At 46.3% G+C, this 22,156-nt stretch carries 17 protein-coding genes; 13 read left to right on the top strand and 4 right to left on the bottom strand.

Annotated elements, in window-relative coordinates; all coding sequences use genetic code 11:
* The first annotated feature begins 7 nt into the window (after window positions 1–7).
* The 11 genes from OB236_RS31475 (at window position 8) to OB236_RS31425 (ending at window position 12,857) form a co-directional block, all read left to right on the top strand.
* Window positions 8–1,627 carry a DHA2 family efflux MFS transporter permease subunit gene (locus tag OB236_RS31475; protein ID WP_262687546.1) on the top strand — a complete coding sequence of 540 codons (1,620 nt, stop codon included), beginning with the start codon at window positions 8–10 and terminating at the stop codon, window positions 1,625–1,627.
* 37 nt (window positions 1,628–1,664) lie between these two features.
* Complete coding sequence (locus OB236_RS31470) at window positions 1,665–3,395, top strand: hypothetical protein (RefSeq protein WP_262687545.1); 1,731 nt, start codon at window positions 1,665–1,667, stop codon at window positions 3,393–3,395.
* A gap of 120 nt (window positions 3,396–3,515) precedes the next feature.
* Complete coding sequence (locus OB236_RS31465; RefSeq protein ID WP_076232235.1) at window positions 3,516–3,944, top strand: MarR family winged helix-turn-helix transcriptional regulator; 429 nt, start codon at window positions 3,516–3,518, stop codon at window positions 3,942–3,944.
* A 179-nt stretch (window positions 3,945–4,123) separates the two neighbouring features.
* On the top strand, window positions 4,124–5,191 hold the full coding sequence (locus OB236_RS31460) for an HD-GYP domain-containing protein (RefSeq protein WP_262687544.1): 1,068 nt from the start codon (window positions 4,124–4,126) through the stop codon (window positions 5,189–5,191).
* A gap of 180 nt (window positions 5,192–5,371) precedes the next feature.
* Complete coding sequence (locus OB236_RS31455) at window positions 5,372–5,974, top strand: TetR/AcrR family transcriptional regulator (protein ID WP_262687542.1); 603 nt, start codon at window positions 5,372–5,374, stop codon at window positions 5,972–5,974.
* A gap of 2 nt (window positions 5,975–5,976) precedes the next feature.
* Window positions 5,977–7,191: an MFS transporter gene (locus OB236_RS31450; protein ID WP_076232231.1), complete on the top strand. Its 1,215-nt coding sequence runs from the start codon at window positions 5,977–5,979 to the stop codon at window positions 7,189–7,191.
* Window positions 7,192–7,363: 172 nt separating this feature from the next.
* Window positions 7,364–9,742, top strand: coding sequence for a heavy metal translocating P-type ATPase (locus tag OB236_RS31445; protein WP_262687541.1), 2,379 nt, complete (start codon window positions 7,364–7,366; stop codon window positions 9,740–9,742).
* Between the two features lie 130 nt (window positions 9,743–9,872).
* The gene (locus tag OB236_RS31440) at window positions 9,873–10,100 is read left to right on the top strand and encodes a hypothetical protein (protein WP_262687540.1); all 228 of its coding nucleotides are present in this window, start codon (window positions 9,873–9,875) and stop codon (window positions 10,098–10,100) included.
* Complete coding sequence (gene rbsD / locus OB236_RS31435; protein ID WP_262687539.1) at window positions 10,097–10,483, top strand: D-ribose pyranase; 387 nt, start codon at window positions 10,097–10,099, stop codon at window positions 10,481–10,483. Before OB236_RS31440 ends, rbsD begins: the two co-directional genes overlap by 4 nt.
* 173 nt (window positions 10,484–10,656) lie before the next feature.
* Entirely contained in the window at window positions 10,657–11,772 is a 1,116-nt protein-coding gene (locus OB236_RS31430) for a sensor histidine kinase (protein WP_262687538.1), read from the top strand.
* A 95-nt stretch (window positions 11,773–11,867) separates the two neighbouring features.
* The gene (locus OB236_RS31425; protein WP_262687537.1) at window positions 11,868–12,857 is read left to right on the top strand and encodes a YihY/virulence factor BrkB family protein; all 990 of its coding nucleotides are present in this window, start codon (window positions 11,868–11,870) and stop codon (window positions 12,855–12,857) included.
* Between the two features lie 98 nt (window positions 12,858–12,955).
* Here OB236_RS31425 and OB236_RS31420 read toward each other — a convergent pair whose 3' ends face one another.
* On the bottom strand, window positions 12,956–14,572 hold the full coding sequence (locus OB236_RS31420; protein WP_262687536.1) for a methyl-accepting chemotaxis protein: 1,617 nt from the start codon (window positions 14,570–14,572) through the stop codon (window positions 12,956–12,958).
* 344 nt (window positions 14,573–14,916) lie between these two features.
* On the opposite strand from OB236_RS31420, the gene OB236_RS31415 reads away from it, so the two are divergent.
* A complete protein-coding gene (locus OB236_RS31415) occupies window positions 14,917–15,468 on the top strand; it encodes a glycerol-3-phosphate responsive antiterminator (RefSeq protein WP_076232220.1) in 552 nt (183 codons plus the stop codon).
* Between the two features lie 54 nt (window positions 15,469–15,522).
* Here OB236_RS31415 and OB236_RS31410 read toward each other — a convergent pair whose 3' ends face one another.
* Window positions 15,523–17,199, bottom strand: coding sequence for a glycerol-3-phosphate dehydrogenase/oxidase (locus tag OB236_RS31410; RefSeq protein WP_262687535.1), 1,677 nt, complete (start codon window positions 17,197–17,199; stop codon window positions 15,523–15,525).
* A 325-nt stretch (window positions 17,200–17,524) separates the two neighbouring features.
* On the opposite strand from OB236_RS31410, the gene glpK reads away from it, so the two are divergent.
* Window positions 17,525–19,012: a glycerol kinase GlpK gene (glpK, locus tag OB236_RS31405; RefSeq protein WP_262687534.1), complete on the top strand. Its 1,488-nt coding sequence runs from the start codon at window positions 17,525–17,527 to the stop codon at window positions 19,010–19,012.
* Window positions 19,013–19,552: 540 nt separating this feature from the next.
* On the opposite strand, the gene katA is transcribed toward glpK, so the two are convergent.
* On the bottom strand, window positions 19,553–21,001 hold the full coding sequence (gene katA, locus OB236_RS31400) for a catalase KatA (protein ID WP_262687533.1): 1,449 nt from the start codon (window positions 20,999–21,001) through the stop codon (window positions 19,553–19,555).
* Window positions 21,002–21,141: 140 nt separating this feature from the next.
* Window positions 21,142–22,110, bottom strand: coding sequence for a C40 family peptidase (locus OB236_RS31395; RefSeq protein ID WP_262687532.1), 969 nt, complete (start codon window positions 22,108–22,110; stop codon window positions 21,142–21,144).
* Between the last annotated feature and the right edge of the window lie 46 nt (window positions 22,111–22,156).

Genomic DNA, 22,156 nt, shown 5'->3' with positions numbered 1-22,156 from the left:
CAGTATTATGGCTGACGCTTCGACATTATCGGCGGATTCCAAAAGTGACAGCAGCATGTGGTTTGGACTCTTTGCCATCGTGCTCGGTACCTTTGTTTCCGTTCTGAACAGCAGCTTGATGAATGTTGCACTGCTGAAATTCGTTGCCGTATTCGGCTCTGATGTGCCAACCGTTCAATGGGTTATTACCGGCTACATGCTGGCTGCAGCTGTAGTTATTCCAATGAGTGGTTTTCTGGGAGCACGGTTCGGCAACAAAAATGTATTTATTTACTCGGTGCTTGGCTTTACCATTGGTTCTGTTCTGTGTGGAATCGCCTGGAGCGATTCCACCCTGATCATGTTCCGTATCATTCAAGGGCTTGCCGGTGGCTTTATTATGCCAGTCGGCATGTCGATCATTTACACGACATTTCCACGAGAAAAAGTAGGAACAGCTATTGGATTATGGGGCGTCGCGGCGATGGTAGCACCCGCGCTCGGACCGACCGTTGGTGGATATATGATCCAGTATTACAGCTGGCGTTGGTTGTTCTTGGTTAACATACCAATCGGGTTGTTCGCTTTTATTATGGGCAAAATTTTGCTAAAAGATTCACCAAGAAAATTGGATATAAAGTTCGATACGGCTGGCGCAGTGCTCTCCATTCTGTTTTTTGGAACCCTGATGCTCGCATTATCCAAAGGACAGTCCGAAGGCTGGACATCGCTATTTATTGTTAGCCTGCTATTTGTATCCTTCTTCAGTCTGCTGCTGTTGATTTGGGTTGAACTCGGCAGTAAGAATCCATTATTGGATCTGAAAATATTTAAAAACCCGCAATTTACGATGAGTACCATTGCCGGTAGTCTCGTCATGATGGGAATGCTCGGAGGCACCTTTCTGACTCCTCTTTACTTGCAAAATATACAGTCCATGTCTGCCATGGATACAGGGCTTCTCATGATGCCTCAGTCCATTGCTATGGCCTTTATGATGCCGATCAGCGGTAAACTCACAGACAAGTTTGGCATCATTCCCGTTGGAATAGTTGGACTGGCCACTCTTGGCTTTACGACGATGGAGCTTCATATGCTGACGGCCGATACGCCAAATCATTGGCTTAATGTTGTCTTGACGATACGTGCTATTGGTATTGGACTTGTGATGATGCCTTTAACGTCTGCGGGTATGATGTCCATTCCGACCAGCCAAGTCGGCAATGCGTCTCCACTATCCAATGTTGTTAGGCAAGTAGCAGGATCGATGGGTATTGCTTTGTTTACTTCCATCATGAGCAGTCGTCAACTCGTTCACTACCAGCATATTTCCGAAAGCGTCCCTGTAGATTCGTTGGCAGCGAGCAATGTGATCTCAGCAATGACAGGAGCTATTTATCAATGGGGCGTGGATACGACCACTGCAAGTGGGGTTGCAGCTATGAACCTTGCAGGGATGATCCAGAAGGAAGCTCTGGTTCGAGGTATTGCCGATACGTTCTATATATCTGCGATTCCAGCATTCTTGTGTATACCGGTTGTGTTCTTCCTGACCAGCAAGCGGAAGGCTGCTCCTGCCCCTGCTGAAGCGGAGGTTAAGCCTCCGGCTACAATCAGCTTGGAAAAAGATGGCGTATTGAAGGCTTAAAGATTAAAGCTTAAATCAGATTTTGGGAGGATTTACAATGAAATTATATTGGAAACAGGCCGTCTCTACGGTGATGATTGCCTCGTCGGTTGTGCTAGCTGTCTCTCCTGCATTCGCGGACGCAGCTGTGCCTGTGCCTACTGTGGTCGCGTCACCGACTTATAGTATTACAGATATGACGCAGGCTCAAGTGAAAAATGTGCTTTTGGAAAAGACCGCTGGAGGCTGGAGAATCGGTTCCGTCATTAAACTGTCAAATAGCTCCGGAGCAATTGTACGTATTCCTGATTTTGAATTGCGCGCCAAGGCAGCCGACGGTACTTCTTATACGCTTCAGCCGAGTGCAGCCAATGCCAAATCGATCTCACCACAAAGCAATGTCGAGCTTAGCTATATGACTGAGATTGATGCGAAAAACGAGATTTCTTTGACAGATCTGATATGGGTAGATGTCAATATGAATGTATACCCCAAGCAGGAGACCGTACTTGCTGATGCAGGTATCGGATCGATTGTCTGGAAAGGCAGCGATGCTGTTATTGATGATGCTTCGCTATTGAGCTGGGGACAATCCTTCACGTTACCTGAAATCACTTCATCACTTACGTATTCAGCGGTAAGCCTGTCGACGCAATTTACGGAGCAAAAACCGACCTATGTGGTTCAGCTAAAGGTAAATAATTCGAGCAGCTTTACAGAAACCGTGCCTGATTTTACTTTGAGCGGCAAAGTAAGCGGGCAATCGTTTGTTGGTAAGCGCGTCGAGCAAAAACCGATCAGCGTGAATCCTAGAGAAAGCCAATATCTGTATTACACTATTTCAACAGATGCCGGAATAAAGCCGGAGGCTTTCTATGTACTAACACCTGAAAGCTTTCTGAAGCAGGGTCAAACGACACCGCAATCCTATTATACCGGACGAATTGGCTTCCATCTGCCAACTGAGGATGCGAATGTAGTCAGCTTGCCAGCTTATCAAATGGGCACGCCAATAACGATTGATGCCGTTAGTCAAGCCGTGAATCCCAAGCTAGCTGTCTCCTTGGTACGCGCAGATTGGTATGAGAACGAAGGACAAAGCTATAAAACAGTCGTTGCCAATTTGAAGTACATGAACAATAGTGATAGCCCATTGCCAATTCCTGCGCTTGGAACCGAGCTGGTGAATAGTTCAGGAACTGCCTATACCGGGAACGTGCTGCCAAGCACTATAAAAGAAGTATTGCCGGGTATGGGAGTATCAGTTGCCTATGCTTTCACAATGCCGATTTCCGAGGAAGCAGAGAGTTTTAACTTCAAGCTGCAGGAGCTACAGGGTGAATCGGGCTTTAAGGCTTCGATTGCACAATTGAATGTAGCTGTGCAGAAAACAGTGCCTAACGATACAGAGTTAAATTTATATCCTTATAATGTGAAGTTGAACTCATGGGCCTTATCGATGGTTATTTCGCAAAATGCTTCCACCAAAGATTATAATTATACGTACAAACTCAAGACATTAATGGATATTAACACCACAGATAATGTCGTGACGGAAGAAAGCAATCCCAAGCTGCTAATTGAGTTGGATAATCCTGCTGGTGAACGCATTGCCTTCAAAACCTTATTGCTCAGTGGCCCGGACCGGATCATGAGTGGTAACCAGAATATTTACTTCACTAACGGCAGCTCTGATCAGATGGAATCACCGCTTAAATTGAAAATCTATGAAACGATTACAACGCCAATAGGTGAAGCTAGACGTTTGTTATCATCTTTGACACAGTAATAGATATCGTAGAAAGAAGCTGCTGGATGAAATAGCGGGCCCTCTTCTTGGCGACATTCGAATAATATGATATAGTTTGAACAATTATCAACAAATGATGCCAGAATGGGGGCTTTGTCTATGAATCAAGCCATGCATATTTCCAAATCTATTCACAAGCTGACCCGTTTATATAATGCAACACTTGAAAAATTCATGAAAGAGCTCAATCTGACCAAGCCACAGGGTATAATCATAGGTCAAATTTATAAGGAACCGAAAACCATTGGGCAAATTACAGAAGCGGTTCAGCTTTCATACAGTACGGTATCGGGTATCATTGACCGTTTGGAACGGGATGAATGGATTCAAAGAGTACGGGATAAGACCGATCGCAGAGTGATTTGGATCCAAAGGACCGAGAAAATGGAAGAAATTAAGAACAAGGTTGAATTTTATCATGAACAATTTTTTCATACCGTGCTTAGCGATCTTGATACAGACGAGCTTGATAAGATTGCATCAAGTCTTGATTTGCTAAATTCGCAATTGGAAAAAAAGGGCTCATGAAAGTCTGTGTCAATTTTTAATGCATGCATAGCTTCCGAATCCACCCGAGTGGGTGCCGGGAGCTATTTTTATTCACAAAATTGAGCATTGACAAGGCTTCATAAACAGGTGTACGGTAAAGATACATAGGTCAATATTCCTACATAAGCGGATAATTGAAACGATGGGAGGCGAGTATATTGAAAAATGACTTGAATTTGCATAAGCTGTCGATGAACGGGCTTGGACTACAGGGTCTTGATACTGAAACGGAAGTCCGCAACGTGCTCCTGACAGGAAACGATCATTTTTGTCCGGTTTCTCTCGGTAAAAAGACGACAGTGTCACTCTGGATACTGATGGTGCTATCTATAGGCGCTGCTGTCTGGCTGCATATGTATTACTCTTCTCCATTGCTATTGGGTTTATATGCGGTTCCTGTCGTTATCGTTGCTTTGTATGTAGCCAACGTATACCTGGTGTCGACTTTTGCTGCCGCTGTAATGGGAATATGGCTGTACTTTAGCGAAACAGGCTGGATTCCTGTAATTGGTGCTGCTGCCCTGCTGCTGATCTCTATGCTGATTCGTAGAGTTACAGTTGTATCACAGCGTAATTTTGTGCAAAAGATGGAATTTGAAGAGTTGTTTATGAACACGATTTTGTCATTTTCCAAAAGCATTGATGCTCGTGATCCCTATACAGCCTTTCATTCCAACAATGTCGCCAATTATGCCAAAAAGATTGCTACCGAGCTGGGCATGTCCTCACGGGAGATAGAAGCCGTTCATTTGGCGGGACTCATTCATGATATAGGTAAGATTGGAACTCCGGAAACGATTTTGCAAAAGGAAAGCCGGTTGACAGAGGAAGAATATGATGTAATGAAGAAGCATGCCGAGGATGGCTACCAAATTATTAAGGATATTAAAAGATTACAGGAAATCGGTGCGACAGCAATGGTCAGGCATCATCATGAACGCATGGATGGACGGGGATATCCGCATGGCTTGAAGGGTGATCAAATTCCGTTTGGAGCCAGAATTTTGGCAGCGAGCGACGCGTTTGATGCGATGACAACCAATCGTTCCTACCGGCAAAAGCTTTCAATGGAGACTGCTGCCGAGGAGCTGCGCAGACATAGTGGAACACAGTTCGACCCGATGGTCGCCAATGCCTTCCTCCGGGTATTGGTAGAGGACGGGCTGATACCGGCTGAAGAGGAGCAAGGATCCTTGGGTCTTATGGCCTCATTGCAAAAATCATAATTGAACGATAACCGAGAGTGCAGCTGCGGCTGCCTCTTTTTTGCTGTTTTAGCATACTGCTGGATGTTTGAGGCTTAAGGTTGCATGCAGGCCCGGGTTTGGTTACAATAAATCTTGACCAAAAAAATGATGTAGTCAACTATTCAGAAAAGCTTTATGAGACTCGGAAAGGATAGATATATGGATAGGAGCGGAAGACGTGAGCAAATTATTAGAGCGGCCCGTGAGGCATTCCAGAACTTTGGCTACAAGGCTACAACACTCGATCATATAGCCAAATACGCCAATATGGGTAAGGGAACCTTTTATCTTTCCTTCAAAACTAAAGAAGAGGTGTTCACTTGTATCGTAGACGATGAGCTCAAGCAGTTCGCCAGGTTTGCTGAGGAAGCGATAAATAAGTACGGTCTGAACATTGAATCACTGCACCATTATATATGTAACCTGTCTGGCTACCAGCAGCAGCATCCCTTGTTTTGCAAGCTCAAGCAGGAGGCGGAAGCGTTTCAGACGCATGAGGTCAAGGAAGGTCTTACACGGATCGAGAACACTGCTTTTGATCAGCTCAAGGAGCTTATTATCAAGCTGATGGAAACGGGCGCCATGGAGCCGAGCGATGTGGAGTTTACTGCATTTCTTATTACCGAGCTGTATACAGCTCTGCTGTTTAAATGGGGAGAGAAGCATGATCCGCTGAGCAATGAGGAGATTCTCGAAAGGTTTCAGCAGTATTTGCAACCAGGCTTATGCCATTCAAACCGAAATAAGAAAAAGGAGATTTAACCATGAATGCAGTTGAAAATAAAACCATGCCGCTCGTTTTTTTAATGATAAATATTTTTATCGCCATGCTCGGGATCGGCTTGATCATACCTGTATTGCCTGAATACCTGAAGGCGTTTAATGCTGGTGGTCAGGCTGCAGGCTATATGATAGCGGCCTTTGGTTTGACCCAATTTATATTTTCCCCAATTGCTGGGGAATGGTCTGATAAATACGGACGCAAGATAATGATCGTCACCGGTATGGGATTATTCACGATATCGAATCTGGTGTTTGCTATGGCTGATCAAATATGGCTGCTGTACCTGTCTAGACTTATTGGCGGTGTCGGAGCGGCAGCCATGATTCCTTCCATGATGGCTTATATTGCCGATGTAACGAGTGTGGAGAAGAGAGGTAAGGGTTTGGGGCTTCTCGGAGCTGCCATGTCGCTCGGTTTTGTAATCGGTCCTGGTATCGGAGGTTTTCTTGCCGAATTTGGGATTCGGGCACCCTTTTACGTATCTGCCGGAGTTGCGGCCTTAGCCTTGATTGGTTCCTTAATTTTCCTGCCGGAGTCGCTTTCCAAAGAGAAGCAGCTAGCTACGCGACAGGTTAGGGTTAAGCGAGAAAGTATTTTTAAGCAGTTTGTGCTTTCCTTTAAGGCGCCTTACTTTATATTGCTGTTGTTAATTTTTGCATTGACCTTTGGTTTGGCTAATTTTGAAGCGATATTTCCTTTGTTCGTTGATGCCAAATATGGATATACGGTCAGGGATATCGCGATCCTGATTACGATAGGCGCTTTAATCGGTGCTTTGGTGCAAGCTCTGCTGATCGGTAAATTAATTCAACTGTTCGGTGAGAAATTGTTAATTCATGTTACGTTCGTGTTATCGGCGGCCTGTCTTGTACTGATGCTGCTGTCAGGCAACTTCTGGTTCGTCCTGATCGTGACAATGCTGTTCTTCACTTTAACTTCCATCATGCGGCCGGCGATCAATACGCTGTTATCCAAAATGGCAGGTGAAGAGCAAGGGTATGTGGCAGGTATGAACAATGCTTATATGAGCTTGGGCAACATCTTCGGACCTGCTGTCGCCGGAACCTTATACGAGATTCATCTCAATCTTCCTTATGCATTCGGTGCGATCGTACTCGTCATAAGTTTCTTCTTATCCGCTGTGTGGGGACGTAAGAAATATGCGGATGCTCCTGTTGACTTGCAAAAGTCATAAGACGAATCACTGGAATTCATAAATCCTTTACCCGGATATGACAGGGGCTGGTCACTACCTGTACAATCCGGATAAAGGATTTTTTGTTGTTCTCCTGGCATGAACCTCGCGGCCAGTCCATATATTGAAACAACGGTATGAGCATCGATTTCGGGGAGAATGGGGTGAAGCCATGAGCAGGCACATTGAGCTTCAGCATGTGACGCTGGATGTAGACGGAATGACCTGTGCAGCTTGCGGGGCAAGGATCGAGAAAGTAGTAGCCAAAATGGATGGAATCGAACAAATTCATGTGAATGTAGCCCTGAGTCGCGCCTCTGTCGTCATCATCCCGGATCGAATCAGTGTAGAACGAATTGAAACGAGGATTGAACAGCTGGGGTTTACAGCGAAGGAACGTCATTCAGACGGGAACAACGGGGCCGATGCTCGAACGAGCGGCATCAGCAGCGGAATGATGTTCGGGATGTCCCTGCTGCTTACGCTTCCCTTTCTATGGGCAATGGCTGCACACCATGAGTGGACGGCCTCAGTCTGGGTACCCGAGCTGCTGCTGCATCCTTGGTTCCAGCTGGCTTTGGCGACACCGATTCAGTTCATACTCGGACTTCCGTTCTATACGGGAGCTTATCGTTCTATAAAAAGCGGCAGTGTCAACATGGATGTGTTGATTGTAATCAGTACCTCGGCTGCTTATATATACAGCCATTATTTGTTGTTTCATGGTGTATCGACGATTGGTCATGGCAATGTGATGACCGGAGGTCATGGAGGCCATGTCCCGTTATATTTTGATGCCAGTGCGATGATTATTACGATTGTTTGGTTGGGCAAATGGCTGGAAGCTTTGGCCAAGCGGCAAGCACTAAGCGGCATACACCAGCTTCACCGTCTCAGGCCGGAGATGGCTTCCGTCATGAGAGAAGGCCAAGAACAGCGGATCCCTGTGTCCCAGGTTGTGATCAATGACATTGTTGTCGTCCGGCCAGGAGAAAGTCTGCCAGTAGATGGTCAGGTTATAGAAGGTTACTCGAACGTCAATGAATCGATGCTTACAGGGGAAAGTATGCCGGTTGACAAAGCTGTTGGGGATCGGGTTACTGCTGGCACGTTAAATGGTAACGGTATGCTGAGTATCAGAACGACTGAAGTAGGAAAGCATTCGACTTTGGCGCGAATCATTAAACTTGTAGAGGAAGCGCAGAGCACAAAAGCACCCATTCAAAGAATGGCAGATCAAATTTCCAGTATATTCGTGCCGATTATTATGGTATTAGCTGCAGCAGCATTTATTACCTGGTATATGGCGCTTGAGCCAGGTCAGCTTGGAGGTGCTTTGGAAAAGGCGATAGCCGTTCTGCTGATAGCTTGTCCTTGTGCTCTTGGCTTGGCAACACCGATTTCGATTCTGGTAGGCTCCAGCAGGGCGACACAGTCCGGTATCGTAATTAAAGAGGGTAAAATGATGGAAATATTGCCACAAGCCAATGTGATTTTGCTGGATAAAACAGGGACGATTACAGGGGGGAACCCCAGGGTTACCAATGTGTGGGCTGCTGATGTCTTAACCCGGCCCGGTTCTGCTCGTGTTCTGCCGTTTGAGAAACGTTCTGCGCATGCTCGTAGCCGGAGCACTTATCTGTCTATGGAAGACAGATCTGCCGCTAACGAGTCATTCATGCTGCGTATGGCAGCGGGTGCGGAGCAGCATTCCGAGCATCCCTTAGGCAGGGCTGTTGTGGAAGAGGCGTTGCGCAGAGGAATCACATTTCCTCAATGTGAGAATTTCAAGTCGATACCAGGTTGTGGAATTCGTGCATTGGTAGAAGACAGAGCCGTATGGTTAGGCACACGTCAATGGCTGGAAGCTGAAGGCATAGCAGGCCTCCCGCAGGTAGGAATGGCTAGTCAAGAGAATCGGAGACATCCACAGTCCGGTCTGGCTGATCAATGGGAGCGGCAGGGGTTCACAGTCATATGGATTGCGGTAGACGGGCGATGGGTCGGGGCTATAGCACTTAGTGACCCGGTTAAACCGACTGCTCGCAAAGCGATCAAGCAGCTGACTTCAATGGGATTAGACGTTAGAATGGTGACGGGCGATCGAGCATCAACAGCACATTATGCAGCCAAACAAGCGGGAATCAGTCAGGTATACGCGGGAATGCTGCCTGAGCATAAAGCGAATCTGGTACAAAGCTTGCGAGAACAGGGTCATCGAGTGGCAATGGTGGGCGATGGGGTTAATGATGCACCTGCCTTGAGCGCAGCAGATATCGGAATCGCAGTCGCCAATGGAACGGACATTTCCAAAGCGGCTGCAGATATCGTGCTTCTGAAGCATGATGTAAGCGGAGTTGTCCGTGCTCTTGTCATCAGTCAAAGAACAATAAGAATCATTCGTCAAAATCTGGCCTTTTCGCTATTATATAATGTACTGGCAATTCCGATTGCGATCATGGGCTATCTTGCGCCGTGGATGGCCTGTACGGCTATGGCGCTCAGCTCTGTAACCGTCATTTGCAATGCATTGAGGCTCCACAGGGCGTAGCTATGATTAACCAATAACATACAGCTGGAAAATCAAGGTTTCGCACAGTGTTTTTTATTGACGAAAAATAATCGTGCTGATAAAGTAATATTAACGATGCACTATCCCAATAAGAATAGGGGCAATAGATTTGATAAAGACGAAGTGGGAGTACTGTCGGGCGAATGATTTTAATGAGCTGCACGTACTGGGGCGTCAGGGCTGGGAGCTGGTTGGTGTTACCGGAGCAGGATCAGCAGAACTTGAAGCGGATAGAGGGGCTACCTTTTATCTGAAGCGACCTGTCCCATCAATTAGAGAGCAAATTACGTCCGAGCAGCGGGACCGGGCATTGACAGAGAGGCAGGGAACGGAATGAAACGAGGAGGTATTTTAAATCCGACTTTGAATCGTATTTTGGCTGAGACAGGCCATACCGATCTATTGACCATCTGTGATCGTGGTTTTCCGGTACCCATGGGGATCGAACGGCTTGATCTGGCTTTGACAGATGGGATTCCGACTGTATTGGACACGGTCCGAGCCATCTATGGTGAATTTTTGATTGATTCGGTTATTGTCACGGAGGAGATGAGAAAGGCAAGTCCTGAACGCTATCGTGAGCTGACTGAAGCTCTGCCGGACGTAGCTTTTCGAATCGTATCCCACCAGCAATTCAAGGATATTTGCGTGGAGTCGCGTGCAGTAATCCGAACAGGCGATACCATTCCTTATGCTAATATTATGATCGTATCAGGATAAATAAAGTAACTCTTCATTTCCAATATGTGATAAAATCTAATATATAGCAATAATATTGGGGACTATAACCAAGGCCTGTTTATTTCCTCCAGAACACAAACAGAACTGTCCTCTCGGGCAGTTTTTTTACGTATAAGTTCTTCAACATCTTGATAAACAGGAAGGTTAATTTCATGGATAAACCTAATTTCTTAACTGATGTTCGAAGCATGAAGCATGCTTATATTTCCTATTGGTCAAAGCTGTTTAGTAAACGTTTTCCAGACCATTATGATGCGACTTACTTGTACAGTCTTGGGGAAGCAGGTTTCAACTATATAACTGAATACCATATTGCTGCCGATTTCCATCCATTTCAGCGTAGCTTGATGGAGGGCTTCCTTGTATTTGAAAAGCAGGAAGAGGGCGTCGCCTTCATTTTCTGGGCGGTACTGCTATGGCGGCAGACATTGCATGAAGTTGAGGACAGTAGCTTAACATTGGCAGCCTATAAACAAATGAATTCAAGAATTGATGATTTGGAATCTTTTATTTTTGTTAAATACTGGAAAAGTGATTTGTCACCAGATCAGGACAACTCGTCCGCGATCAACCTGCAGCATGATGACCGAATTTCGTTGTTAGGCAAGATGGCCGCTAGTATGGCGCATGAAATTCGTAACCCCATGACCTCGATCAAAGGCTTTTTGAAATTATTGCGACATAATATTAATGAAAATAACTATGAACGGGCCGACAGCTACCTCGGTTTTATTGAGGATGAATGCGATCAAATATTGATGCAGGTGACCGGATTTCTCAGTTTTTCCAGAAAGCCGATCATGGATGAGGAAATGGTACATATTTCTGTAAGGCAGGTGCTTGATCATATTTTATCGCTGTTAAATCCACGACTCATTAATGAAAATGTTGACCTGTTGCTGGACATTCCACCGGGAGCGATGCTTTATGTTCAAAAAATGGGGATTCAGCAAGTGCTCTCCAATGTATTAAACAACGGGATTGACGCCTTATCCGAGCTGAGAAGCGACAAAAAAATGAGCATCTCTATCGTCGAGGACAGCTTTAACACTTATATTCAAGTAGCTAATAATGGGCCACGAGTACCTGAGGAGCTGTATAGCACCATATTCAATCCGTTTGTGACCGATAAGGAAAATGGTACAGGTCTTGGCTTGGCCATATGCAAACAGATCATGCTGAATAATGAAGGAGACATTACCTTTACCAGCAATGAAAAAGAGACCGTTTTCATGTTAACGTTTCGTAAAGCTTCTATAATAAGTTGAGTGCATACAAAACCTAATTTATCCCTGCAGGCTGTGTCAATTTCCTCTTGAATGGGGTAAGAAAGAGGAACAATCACGATGGGGAGGGCTGTTGTATGGCAAAAGCCGTAGATCCTGCAAAAAAAAATCGAGCACCTGTCGAATGGACACAGCATTCCCAATTGCCACAATCCTCCGAAGGGCCCGGCGTTAGGAAAAAGCATTTTTCATTGATGAGTTTTGCGCAAAGCTTATACGGCCGATTTGAAGATGACGACGTTCCTGCCATGGGAGCGCAGCTGACCTATTATTTAATTCTTTCGTTTTTTCCGTTCCTTATTTTCGTATTTGCCGTCCTTAGCTACTCGGATATTAGCGTAAGCGATGCAATTAAAAATGTAAGCAGCGTGCTGCCGCAGCTTTCCGATCAGATGATTGTGGATGTATTCACAGAGCTTCAGAAATCACGCAACGGCTCCCTGCTCTCCATTGGTCTATTGGCAACTTTGTGGTCGGCCTCCAATGGGATCAATGCTGTAGTCAAAGCATTAAACAAGGCTTACGATGTTGAGGAGAATCGCCCTTTCTGGAAGGCAAGAGGCATATCGTTTATTTTCACAATAATTTTGGCGGTATTGATTTTTCTAAGTATGATCCTGCTGATTTTCGGTAAAGTCATCGGTGAGACCATTTATCGAGTTACGCAATTACCTGGTAATTTTGAAGTGCTGTGGGGAATTGCTCAATACGTGATTCCACTGATTACTATGGTATGTGCTTTTGTGCTGCTCTATAAGTATACGCCTAATCTCCGGCTTCGCTTTCGTGAGGTCATTCCGGGAGCTGTATTTGCTACGCTCGGTTGGGTCGTTACTTCAATTTTGTTTTCGTTTTATGTAAATAATTTTGGCAATTATACGAAAACCTATGGAAGTATCGGCGGGATCATCGTGCTGCTGACATGGTTGTATTTATCGAGTATTCTCATTATATTAGGCGGGGAAATGAATGCGACCCTGCATTTTGACCGGGAAGGAAAAACAAAGGATGGAGCCAAGAAATTTGCATTTCCTTTGCTATTTGGGAGAAAAAGTAAGAAGAAGTGAGATCGTTTTAAAAAAACTATCACAACCACCCCTGTTGAGGGTACAGTGATAGTTTTTTTACATAGTAGTAACTGCCTCCTATCCCTAAGCTCTGGAGATTACTGAAGCTTAAATTTACCGAGGACGCTATGCAGCTCCTCTGCCAGTACCGCCAAGGACCGGGAGGATGCGGTGATTTCTTCTAACGATGCCAGCTGCTGTTCACTGGCAGATGAGGTTTCCAGATTGACACTGGCGCCTTCCTGTGCAGTATAATGAATTGTATCGATGGATTGCTCGATTTGTTGGCTTCCAGCAGACATCTGCCCGATATCGGAAGCTACTTCTTGCACCTTCACTTTGACATTCGATACGGATTGCTGAATGACATCGAAAGCTTTATTTGCCAGCAGTGTTTTCGTCATTCCCTCTGCCACTTTGCTGGTGCCCTGCTGCATGGATGAAGTGGCACGCTCCATGTCCAGCTGAATTTCATCGATAAGCTGTTTAATCTGCTGTGCGGAATTGCCGGATTGTTCAGCAAGCTTTCGTACTTCACTGGCGACTACGGCAAAGCCTTTACCCATATCACCTGCATGAGCAGCCTCGATTCCGGCATTTAGGGAAAGTAAATTGGTTTGGTTGGCGATCGTGGTTATGATCGTGACTATGGCTTCGATTTCTTGTGAGCGGTCTCCGAGGCTTTTGATAAAACCGGATGTTTCTTGAACAGTGCTGCTTATTGCATCCATTTGAGCGAGAAGAGCAGTTACGGCAACTACACCTTCGTTAGAAGCACGATAGGCGCTGTCAGCCAGATTGGAAACTTCTTCACTGTTTACTGTAAATTGCTGAAAACTTGTGGAGAACTGACTCATCGCGTTTGATGCTTCATAGATACTGTTCAATTGCTGCTCAGCTCCTGTCGTTCCTCGCTGCGCGGCTACTGCAATATGTTCAGCAGCTTGTGAGCTTTGTTCAGCACCCGCATGCAATTGCTCTGATGCAGCCGCCAACTGAACCGCGGTATCATTAATCTGGCTCAAAATCGAACGTAGGTTATGTACCATTCCATTGACGGATTGCATTAGTCTGCCGCTCTCATCCTGGGACGTTATTTTCAAATCATTCTGGGTGAGATCTTTGTCGGCGATTTGCTGAAGTGTTCTTGATGCAATTCCAATTCGGCGCAGAATAGGACGAATCAATACAAAATTGAGAATGATCGATGCGATAATGACAATGATGGCGATAAGTTGAAGCTCATAAGTGCGTGTTTGGATCAAGTCTTGGATTCGCTCACTCGCATCGGGTGCTCCTACGTACCACATGCCGAGAATGACACCTTTCTCATCCTTAATTGGCATGTAGGCAGCCTGATAGGTATGGCCTGCAACGTTAGCTGTACCGATATAATACTCACCTGCCTTCAATACCTTTTCAACAACAATGGCTGATGCTTGAGTGCCAACAGCTCGCTTTTCTCCGTTAAAAACATTAGTCGTGACACGGGTGTCTCCCAGAAAGAGGGTGGCCGTATCTCCATTGGTCAGCTTGCCAATTAAATCAACGATCTCCGTATTTCCGTTTATTAACTGAGCACCTTTAAACAGTTGTTGATCCTTAATAGTCCAAGGCCCGGGATACATCCTGTCAATAAGCTCATAGCTGGTATTCAAGTCAGATTTTGCTTTTTCAAGTGCTTCTCCTTGGAAGATAGTTGCAATCGCTCTCATTTCATGGTAACCAACGGTTATAAAAGTGAGGGTGGTAATTAACAACGATATGAGTATCAATTTTATTCGAATGGACAGAGATGAGCCTGAACGTGCAGAACGTTTAATTCCAACCACTTCCCTTTTTATTTTTAGTATTTATATGCATAAACAACTTATCAATCTTAACATATTTTATAGAAATATATACAGATGGTAGTTTGATTTGGGGATTTGATCAGGTTTGCAGCATAGAGGTTGTTGAAATGCGAATTTCCAAGTATTATAGGGTGCGTAGGCTTACGTAGTACGAGGCTACAGTGAAGCTGGGATGAATGAAGGAATGATGAAGGAGCTGTGTTATTATGAACTTCATGGGGCAGAGGGTACTTCCAGCCGTCCGGAAAATGAGAGATTTGGAGCTGCTGATCAAAAGCCCATTTCAATATTTGGTACTGCTGGATAGCCATGTTTCCCAACTGCAAAGCGTATCACAGCTTGCCCGTAGTAATGGGAAGAAGCTGCTCATTCATGCCGATTTGATCCATGGATTGAAAAATGATGAGTATGCAATTGAGTTTTTATGTCAGACCCTGAAGCCGGCAGGTATCATTTCGACGAAAAGCTCAGCCGTTGTAACCGCCAAAAAGCACAAGGTTCTTGCCATTCAGCGGCATTTTCTGCTGGATACTACGGCTCTTGAGACGATCTATAAAATTACAGAGAAAAACCAACCGGATTTTATTGAGGTACTGCCAGGCGTCATGCCTCATATTATCGCAGAGATGCATGCAAAGCTCAGCATCCCTATACTTGCTGGTGGCTTGATTCGTACGGTAGAGGAGGTAGAGCTGGCCCTGCAGGCAGGAGCTGTCGCTGTCACTACCTCCCATAAAGAAATTTGGAGCCATTATTGAACCCGAGTTCAAATTACCGCATATGGAGCGTGAATACCGATAATGTCTCCCTGTTTACTTCGATTCAGCACTCAACGGAACTACGGCGTCGCGGATGTGACGCTCCAAGGTTTCAACATGCGTATCCGTTTCGGATGCACTCCAGCCAAATCGTTCTGCCATATAAGCTGTAACAGGCTGCTTCCAGCGCTGTAGGGCCTCAATGTTGAAATACAATGCACCTGTCCGGCGAATGAAAAAGTCGTGAGGTGTCGCCACCATCTCGGCTTCAATGCTATACAGAAGAGATGCGAACCATTCGCCTGGAATGGCATATTGCTCGGCTTCCTTGTCATGCAGCTTGTATAGTTCGAATACCCGATCAACATTGGAGCCGTAGCGACGGACTAATACGTCAGCAGCAGCACCTGTAAGCCCGATACTTTTTCCGTAGGCAATCTTGTCTTGAACAAATTGGCTGTAGCCGCGCGAACCACCAGTGTCACCACCGGACAGCACGATGCTTGCAGTTGTACAAACCGGGAAAGTGCTGCGGCCTTCCTCTGTTTGTAATTGAGTAGCAACGAGATTAACGATTCGCTCGGCCATTTTACGATATCCTGTCAGCTTGCCGCCTGCTATCGTAATTAAACCCGATGGAGCGATGAATATTTCATCCTTACGCGACAGCTCGGATGGTGATTTGCCATCCTCGTGAATGAGCGGTCGCAATCCCGACCAGCTGGATTCCATGTCGGCAGGAGTCAGATTGAGCGTAGGGAACATGAAGTTGGCCGCGCGGATAATGTAATCGCGGTCTTCAATCGTCATTCTGGGATGCACGATATCCCCTGTGTAATTGGTATCTGTTGTACCGATATAGGTTTTGCCTTCTCTGGGAATAGCGAACACCATTCGGCCGTCCGGTGTGTCGAAGTAGATTGCCTGATTCAACGGGAAGCGGGACTGATCAAAAACAAGATGGACACCTTTGGTGAGATGCAATCTTTTGCCCTGCTTGGAACCATCGATATCGCGAATCGTGTCCACCCAAGGACCAGCCGCATTCACGATTTTTTTGGCTTTGATATCGACGATTTCCCCACTCAGCTGATCCTGAACACGCACGCCGATCAAACGTCCATTATCGTAAAGCAGCTCATTCGCTTTGGCATAATTGACCGCTTTGACTCCACGCCGTACAGCTTCCTTCATGACTTCAATCGTCAGTCTCGCATCATCGGTACGGTATTCCACATAGTAGCCGCCGCCCTTCAGCTTATCCTTGCGCAGCAAAGGTTCTTTCTTGAGTGTAGCGTCGAGAGAGAGCATAACCCGGCGCTCCTGTTTGGTAACACCCGCTAGAAAATCATACACGAGCAGGCCAACAGAGGTAGCCAGCTTCCCATAGGTTCCGCCCTCGATAATCGGCAGCAGCATCCATTCAGGTGTTGTGACATGAGGCGCATTCTCGTATACGATAGCCCTTTCTTTACCGACCTCGGCGACCAGCTTGAATTCAAGCTGCTTTAAGTAACGCAATCCGCCATGGATCAGCTTGGTTGAACGACTGGAGGTGCCTGCGGCATAATCCTGCATTTCAATAAGTCCTGTGGACATCCCGCGTGTTCGGGCGTCCAATGCAATTCCTGCTCCCGTAATACCACCTCCGATAACAAGAATATCCAATGTCTCGGTTCCCAATGCTTTCAGAAATGCGGACCGTTGCTCCCCGGAAAAATTCAAGCTCATAGCTACCCCATCCTTCGCAATAACAGTATTTTTGGCGAAAAAAGCAACAAAAAAGACCGCCACACCCCCTGAGGTAAATGCCAAACGGCTCCCCAAAGGTTGTATCGGTCCACTCTTAGTCTCTGACCACTTATTAACTTGTCTTTTGTGTGAATATTACCGTCATCATATCATGAGACGGGTGATTAATCAATAATGGGATTGCAATTGTCGCCTGGTAGTAACGTGGCATAACTTAAGGTTGACAGTTAAAAACGGGATGTGGTAGATTGCTTCTTGAAAACTAATATGCGCGTGAATAGGGTTGAAATGGGGGAGAGACACGATGACAAAACCGCGTTATGTCGTTGCAATTGACCAAGGGACAACAAGCTGTCGAGCGATTGTATTTGATCCTCAGGGTGTGATAGTCAGCACAGCTCAACAGGAATTTACCCAATATTTTCCGCAATCCGGTTGGGTTGAGCACGACGCTGAAGAGATATGGCAAGTACAGCTTAAGGTTCTTCGCGAGTCAGTGAGATCGCTTTCAATCGAAGATATTGCAGCGATAGGAATTACGAATCAACGTGAAACAACGGTTGTTTGGGATCGTATAACAGGCAAGCCGCTTCATAGGGCCATCGTATGGCAATGCCGCAGAACAAGTGCAATGTGCGATGAGCTTAAACTTAAAGGCTGGGAACCAACCATTCGCAGTAAAACGGGATTGCTGCTGGATGCCTATTTCTCCGGTACCAAGCTCAAGTGGCTGCTGGATTCAAATGCGGATATTCGTGAAAAAGCGGAGCGTGGCGATGCCCTGTTCGGCACGATCGATTCGTGGCTGATCTGGAAGCTGACCGAAGGGCGTCAGCATGTGACGGACGTCTCGAACGCTTCGCGAACGATGCTGCTGAATATTCATACGGTGCAGTGGGATGAGGACATCCTAAGAGATTTAAATATTCCGCTTGCGATGCTTCCGGAGGTGAGGTCCTCGAGTGAAGTATATGGGCACACGCAGCTTCTGGGCGATGGCTTCAGTATTCCGATTGCCGGAGCGGCAGGAGATCAACAGGCAGCTTTATTCGGACAGGGCTGCTTTGTTGAAGGCATGGCCAAGAACACCTATGGTACGGGCTGTTTCGTGTTGAAGCAAACCGGCGAGAAGCCCGTTATGTCCTTAAACGGCTTGATTACAACAATCGCCTGGAAGCTGAACGGCAAGGTTTATTACGCGCTCGAAGGCAGCGTCTTTAATGCCGGTACGGTTATCCAATGGCTGCGTGATGGATTGGGTATTATCGGTGATGCTGCTGAGACAGAGGCAATTGCGTTATCTGTAGAGCATACGGAAGGCGTATATTTTGTGCCGGCATTCACAGGTCTTGGTACGCCTTATTGGGAGCCGGATGCAAGAGGAATGATAACGGGGCTTACGCGTGCTTCGAAGAGAGCACATATCGTGAGGGCTGCACTGGAATCGATTGCCTTCCAGAGTCAGGATGTGCTGCAGATTATGGAAGCTGAGTCAGGCATACATCTGCGCGAGCTACGTGTGGACGGCGGTGCAGTCCGCAATGAGTTTTTGATGCAGTTTCAGGCTGATTTGCTTGGCGTGACGGTAACACGTCCCAAGGTGATAGAAACCACTGCGCTCGGAGCTGCATTTCTCGCAGGCCTTGCGGTTGGCGTGTGGCAGGATGTATCCGAGCTGGAGCAGCTCAAGGGCTTTGACCGAGCATACGAGCCGGGTATGGATGAAGTGAAACGCGAGGCGGCAGTTGCAGGCTGGAAGCGAGCCGTAGGGTATCAGTTGCAAAGCAGATAATTAGAACGGTTGATGAATAAATGGCAAAAAAGGACCTGAGGCGGTATGAGCTTAGGTCCTGTTTGCTGCTGTATGGCGTTATTAAATACCCGAGTCAATGAGGATAAGCTCTGAAGGTAGATTGAACATTTTGCCGATGCCTCTTGCACATATTAATGCTTCTTGCTTACTGCTCCAAGTATAACTAATTTCCTCCTCATGAGTTCGATTTACAGGGACTCCGTGAATCTTGACACAATAGGTACTGATGCTTTTCCTGGATATCTCAATCTTGTTCACGGACCTGGCCTCACTTAAAGATAGTTTCATCCACATTCACTCCTATTTCGATTTAACTGGACTGCATCATCTGACATTATAGGAGTCGACGATGCTCCTTGTTGGACGTGTCCCTAGTATATCAAAGCCTTCTGGACAATTTCTGAACAATTCCTATGGTTAAATATCTCGTTAAATAAAAAAGAGGCTTACCCTTGATTTTTAAGGGAGGCCTCTCTTGTTATTCAAATTCAAATATATGGATAATTGCAGATGGTCTACTTACTCAATGGTTAAGCCCAGCCCTGCTGCGACACGTTCCCCATATTCGGGGTCAGCCTTATAGAAGTGCCCGATCTGGCGCAATTTTATTTCATTGTTATCAACAGGCTTCATGGCGCCAACAATATTGTTAACCAATCGTATACGCTCTTCATCACTCAAAAGACGGTATAAGTCGCCCGCTTGTGTATAGTGATCATCATGGTCATAAGCTACACTGTTCGCAAGACCGGATACCGCGAAAGCAGTGGGTTTGGCTTCCGCAGATTCCTTCGGACCGCCATAGCTGTTCGGTTCGTAGTACACGGATTTACCGCCATTGCTGGTAGAAGTCATTTGACCATCACGCTGATAATGATTCACTTCTGTGTGGGGACGGTTGATCGGCAAAGTATTATGGTTCGTACCAACTCGATAACGATGAGCATCTGCATAGGCGAACAGGCGACCCTGCAGCATTTTATCCGGTGAAGCTTCAACTCCTGGAACAAAAGAGCCAGGTGAGAACGTAGCTTGCTCAACCTCGGCAAAATAGTTTTCTGGATTGCGATCCAATACCATTCGGCCAACTTCGATCAGGGGATAGTCCTTTTGCGACCATACCTTCGTCACATCAAACGGATCATAACGGTACGTATCGGCATCCGCCAGCGGCATTATTTGTACATACAGCTTCCAAGCCGGGAAATCGCCCTGTTCAATGGCGTTAAATAAATCCGCGGTATGATAATCGGGATTATCACCGGCAAGCTTGGCAGCAAGATTGACATCAAGATTCTTGATGCCCTGTTCCGTTTTGAAGTGGTATTTCACCCATACGGCCTGCCCTTCGGCATTCACCCATTTGAAGGTATGGCTGCCAAAACCATGCATATGTCTAAGCGTGGCTGGAATACCCCGATCGGACATAAGAATGGTCACCTGATGCAACGATTCCGGAGAAAGAGACCAGAAGTCCCACACCGCATCAGGGTTTTTCAAATGTGTTTGCGGATGGCGCTTTTGTGTATGTATAAAGTCAGGAAATTTAATGGCGTCTCGAATAAAAAATACCGGCGTATTGTTGCCAACCAGATCATAATTTCCTTCTTCGGTGTAGAACTTAACGGCAAACCCACGTGGATCACGAACCGTATCAGCAGAACCCAGCTCGCCGGCAACCGTAGAGAAACGAATGAACATCGGTGTGCGCTTGCCGACTTCTGATAAAAAGTTCAGCTTGGTATAGGAGGACAAGTCGTGAGTTACTTCGAAATATCCATGTGCACCGGCACCTTTGGCATGAACAACACGCTCAGGAACGCGTTCTCGATTAAAATGAGCCAATTTTTCCAAAAGGTGTACGTCTTGAATGAGTGTGGGACCGCGTGACCCGGCTGTCATTGAATGCTGATTGTCTCCGACCGGGGCGCCCCAGCTGGTCGTTAGATGGTTATGGTCTGTAGTCAAATAAAATCACCTCTTATGTTAAATTAATGAAGATCATTCTACTATATGATAACAATTCTTAAATTAAAATCAATATAAATAAAAAGACTTATTCATGTAAACCGCCTCGAGGAGCAGTTTAAACGAATAAGTCTCGGTGTTCAAGTTACGACTCTCTTAGCCGAAATGATGCGTCCCTTCCATGTATCGTCCAGATCCGTCACAATGACGCCAATACCTACCCGGTACGTATGCAGAACTTTATTGTCTCCGAGATAGATGGCTACATGTCCGATCCGCTGGAGTCCTGATTCATTTTTTCGTTGTGGTGTCGTGAAAAAAATCAGATCGCCTTTGCGAATTTTGGTTATATCTACATCTTGTCCAATCTGGCTTTGCTCCCTGGAAACCCGTGGAAGTGTCACGCCGTTTTCACCAAAGACATACCGTGTGAATGACGAACAATCGAACGTAGCTGTCTGCTTGGGGGATGCGCCGAACTGATAAGGTGTGCCCATATACTTTAAGCCAGTGGCAATCACCGCATCGGCCTTTTGCTCCCATGCGGGCCGGTCCGTCTTGAATCGATAATCCGTCGCTGCGGCAGATACATAGCCTTGTCGGCCGTTAACGGTAATCGCGAGCCATTCCCGATTGACCTCCGCCGTGACGGTTACTTTGGCACTCGCTGGTATCGTCTGCACAACGGCTGCATTTTTATCTGCTTTCTCCAGCATGACGGAAGAGGATTTGAGCAGCGCCGTATTAGGCGCATAATCCGTCTGGGATGGCGCAGGCAGGTCCAGACCAGGATCATCGCTTTGAGCCGGATCGATGAAGGTGGCTGTTTTCGAGGAGTCGTCCCATCCCACCTCGTACCCAAGCGTTTCGGCTGCCAGGCGGATAGGGATGTAGGTGGTGCCTTTATAGTTCATGCTTCCCGGAAGCTGCTCAGTCCCATCGTTATATCCATCCTGCGCTGAATAACGGGTATCTCCCGCCTTCCAATAAAATGGGGACAAATCGGCGGTTACCTGCTGTATTTTCCCAGAAGCCAACGAAATTCCTGAACCGAGTCCTCCCACAAAAACAACAAGTCCAAGCGCTATGTACGAAGCTGATTTTTTCATGCTGTTCTTCCCCTCTTAAGTGAAGTTGTACTAACTCTATTCGGAG

It is taken from the genome of Paenibacillus baimaensis (assembly GCF_025567575.1).
Note: the sequence above shows the minus strand (reverse complement) of the source record. Positions and strands in the feature narration are given on the sequence as shown.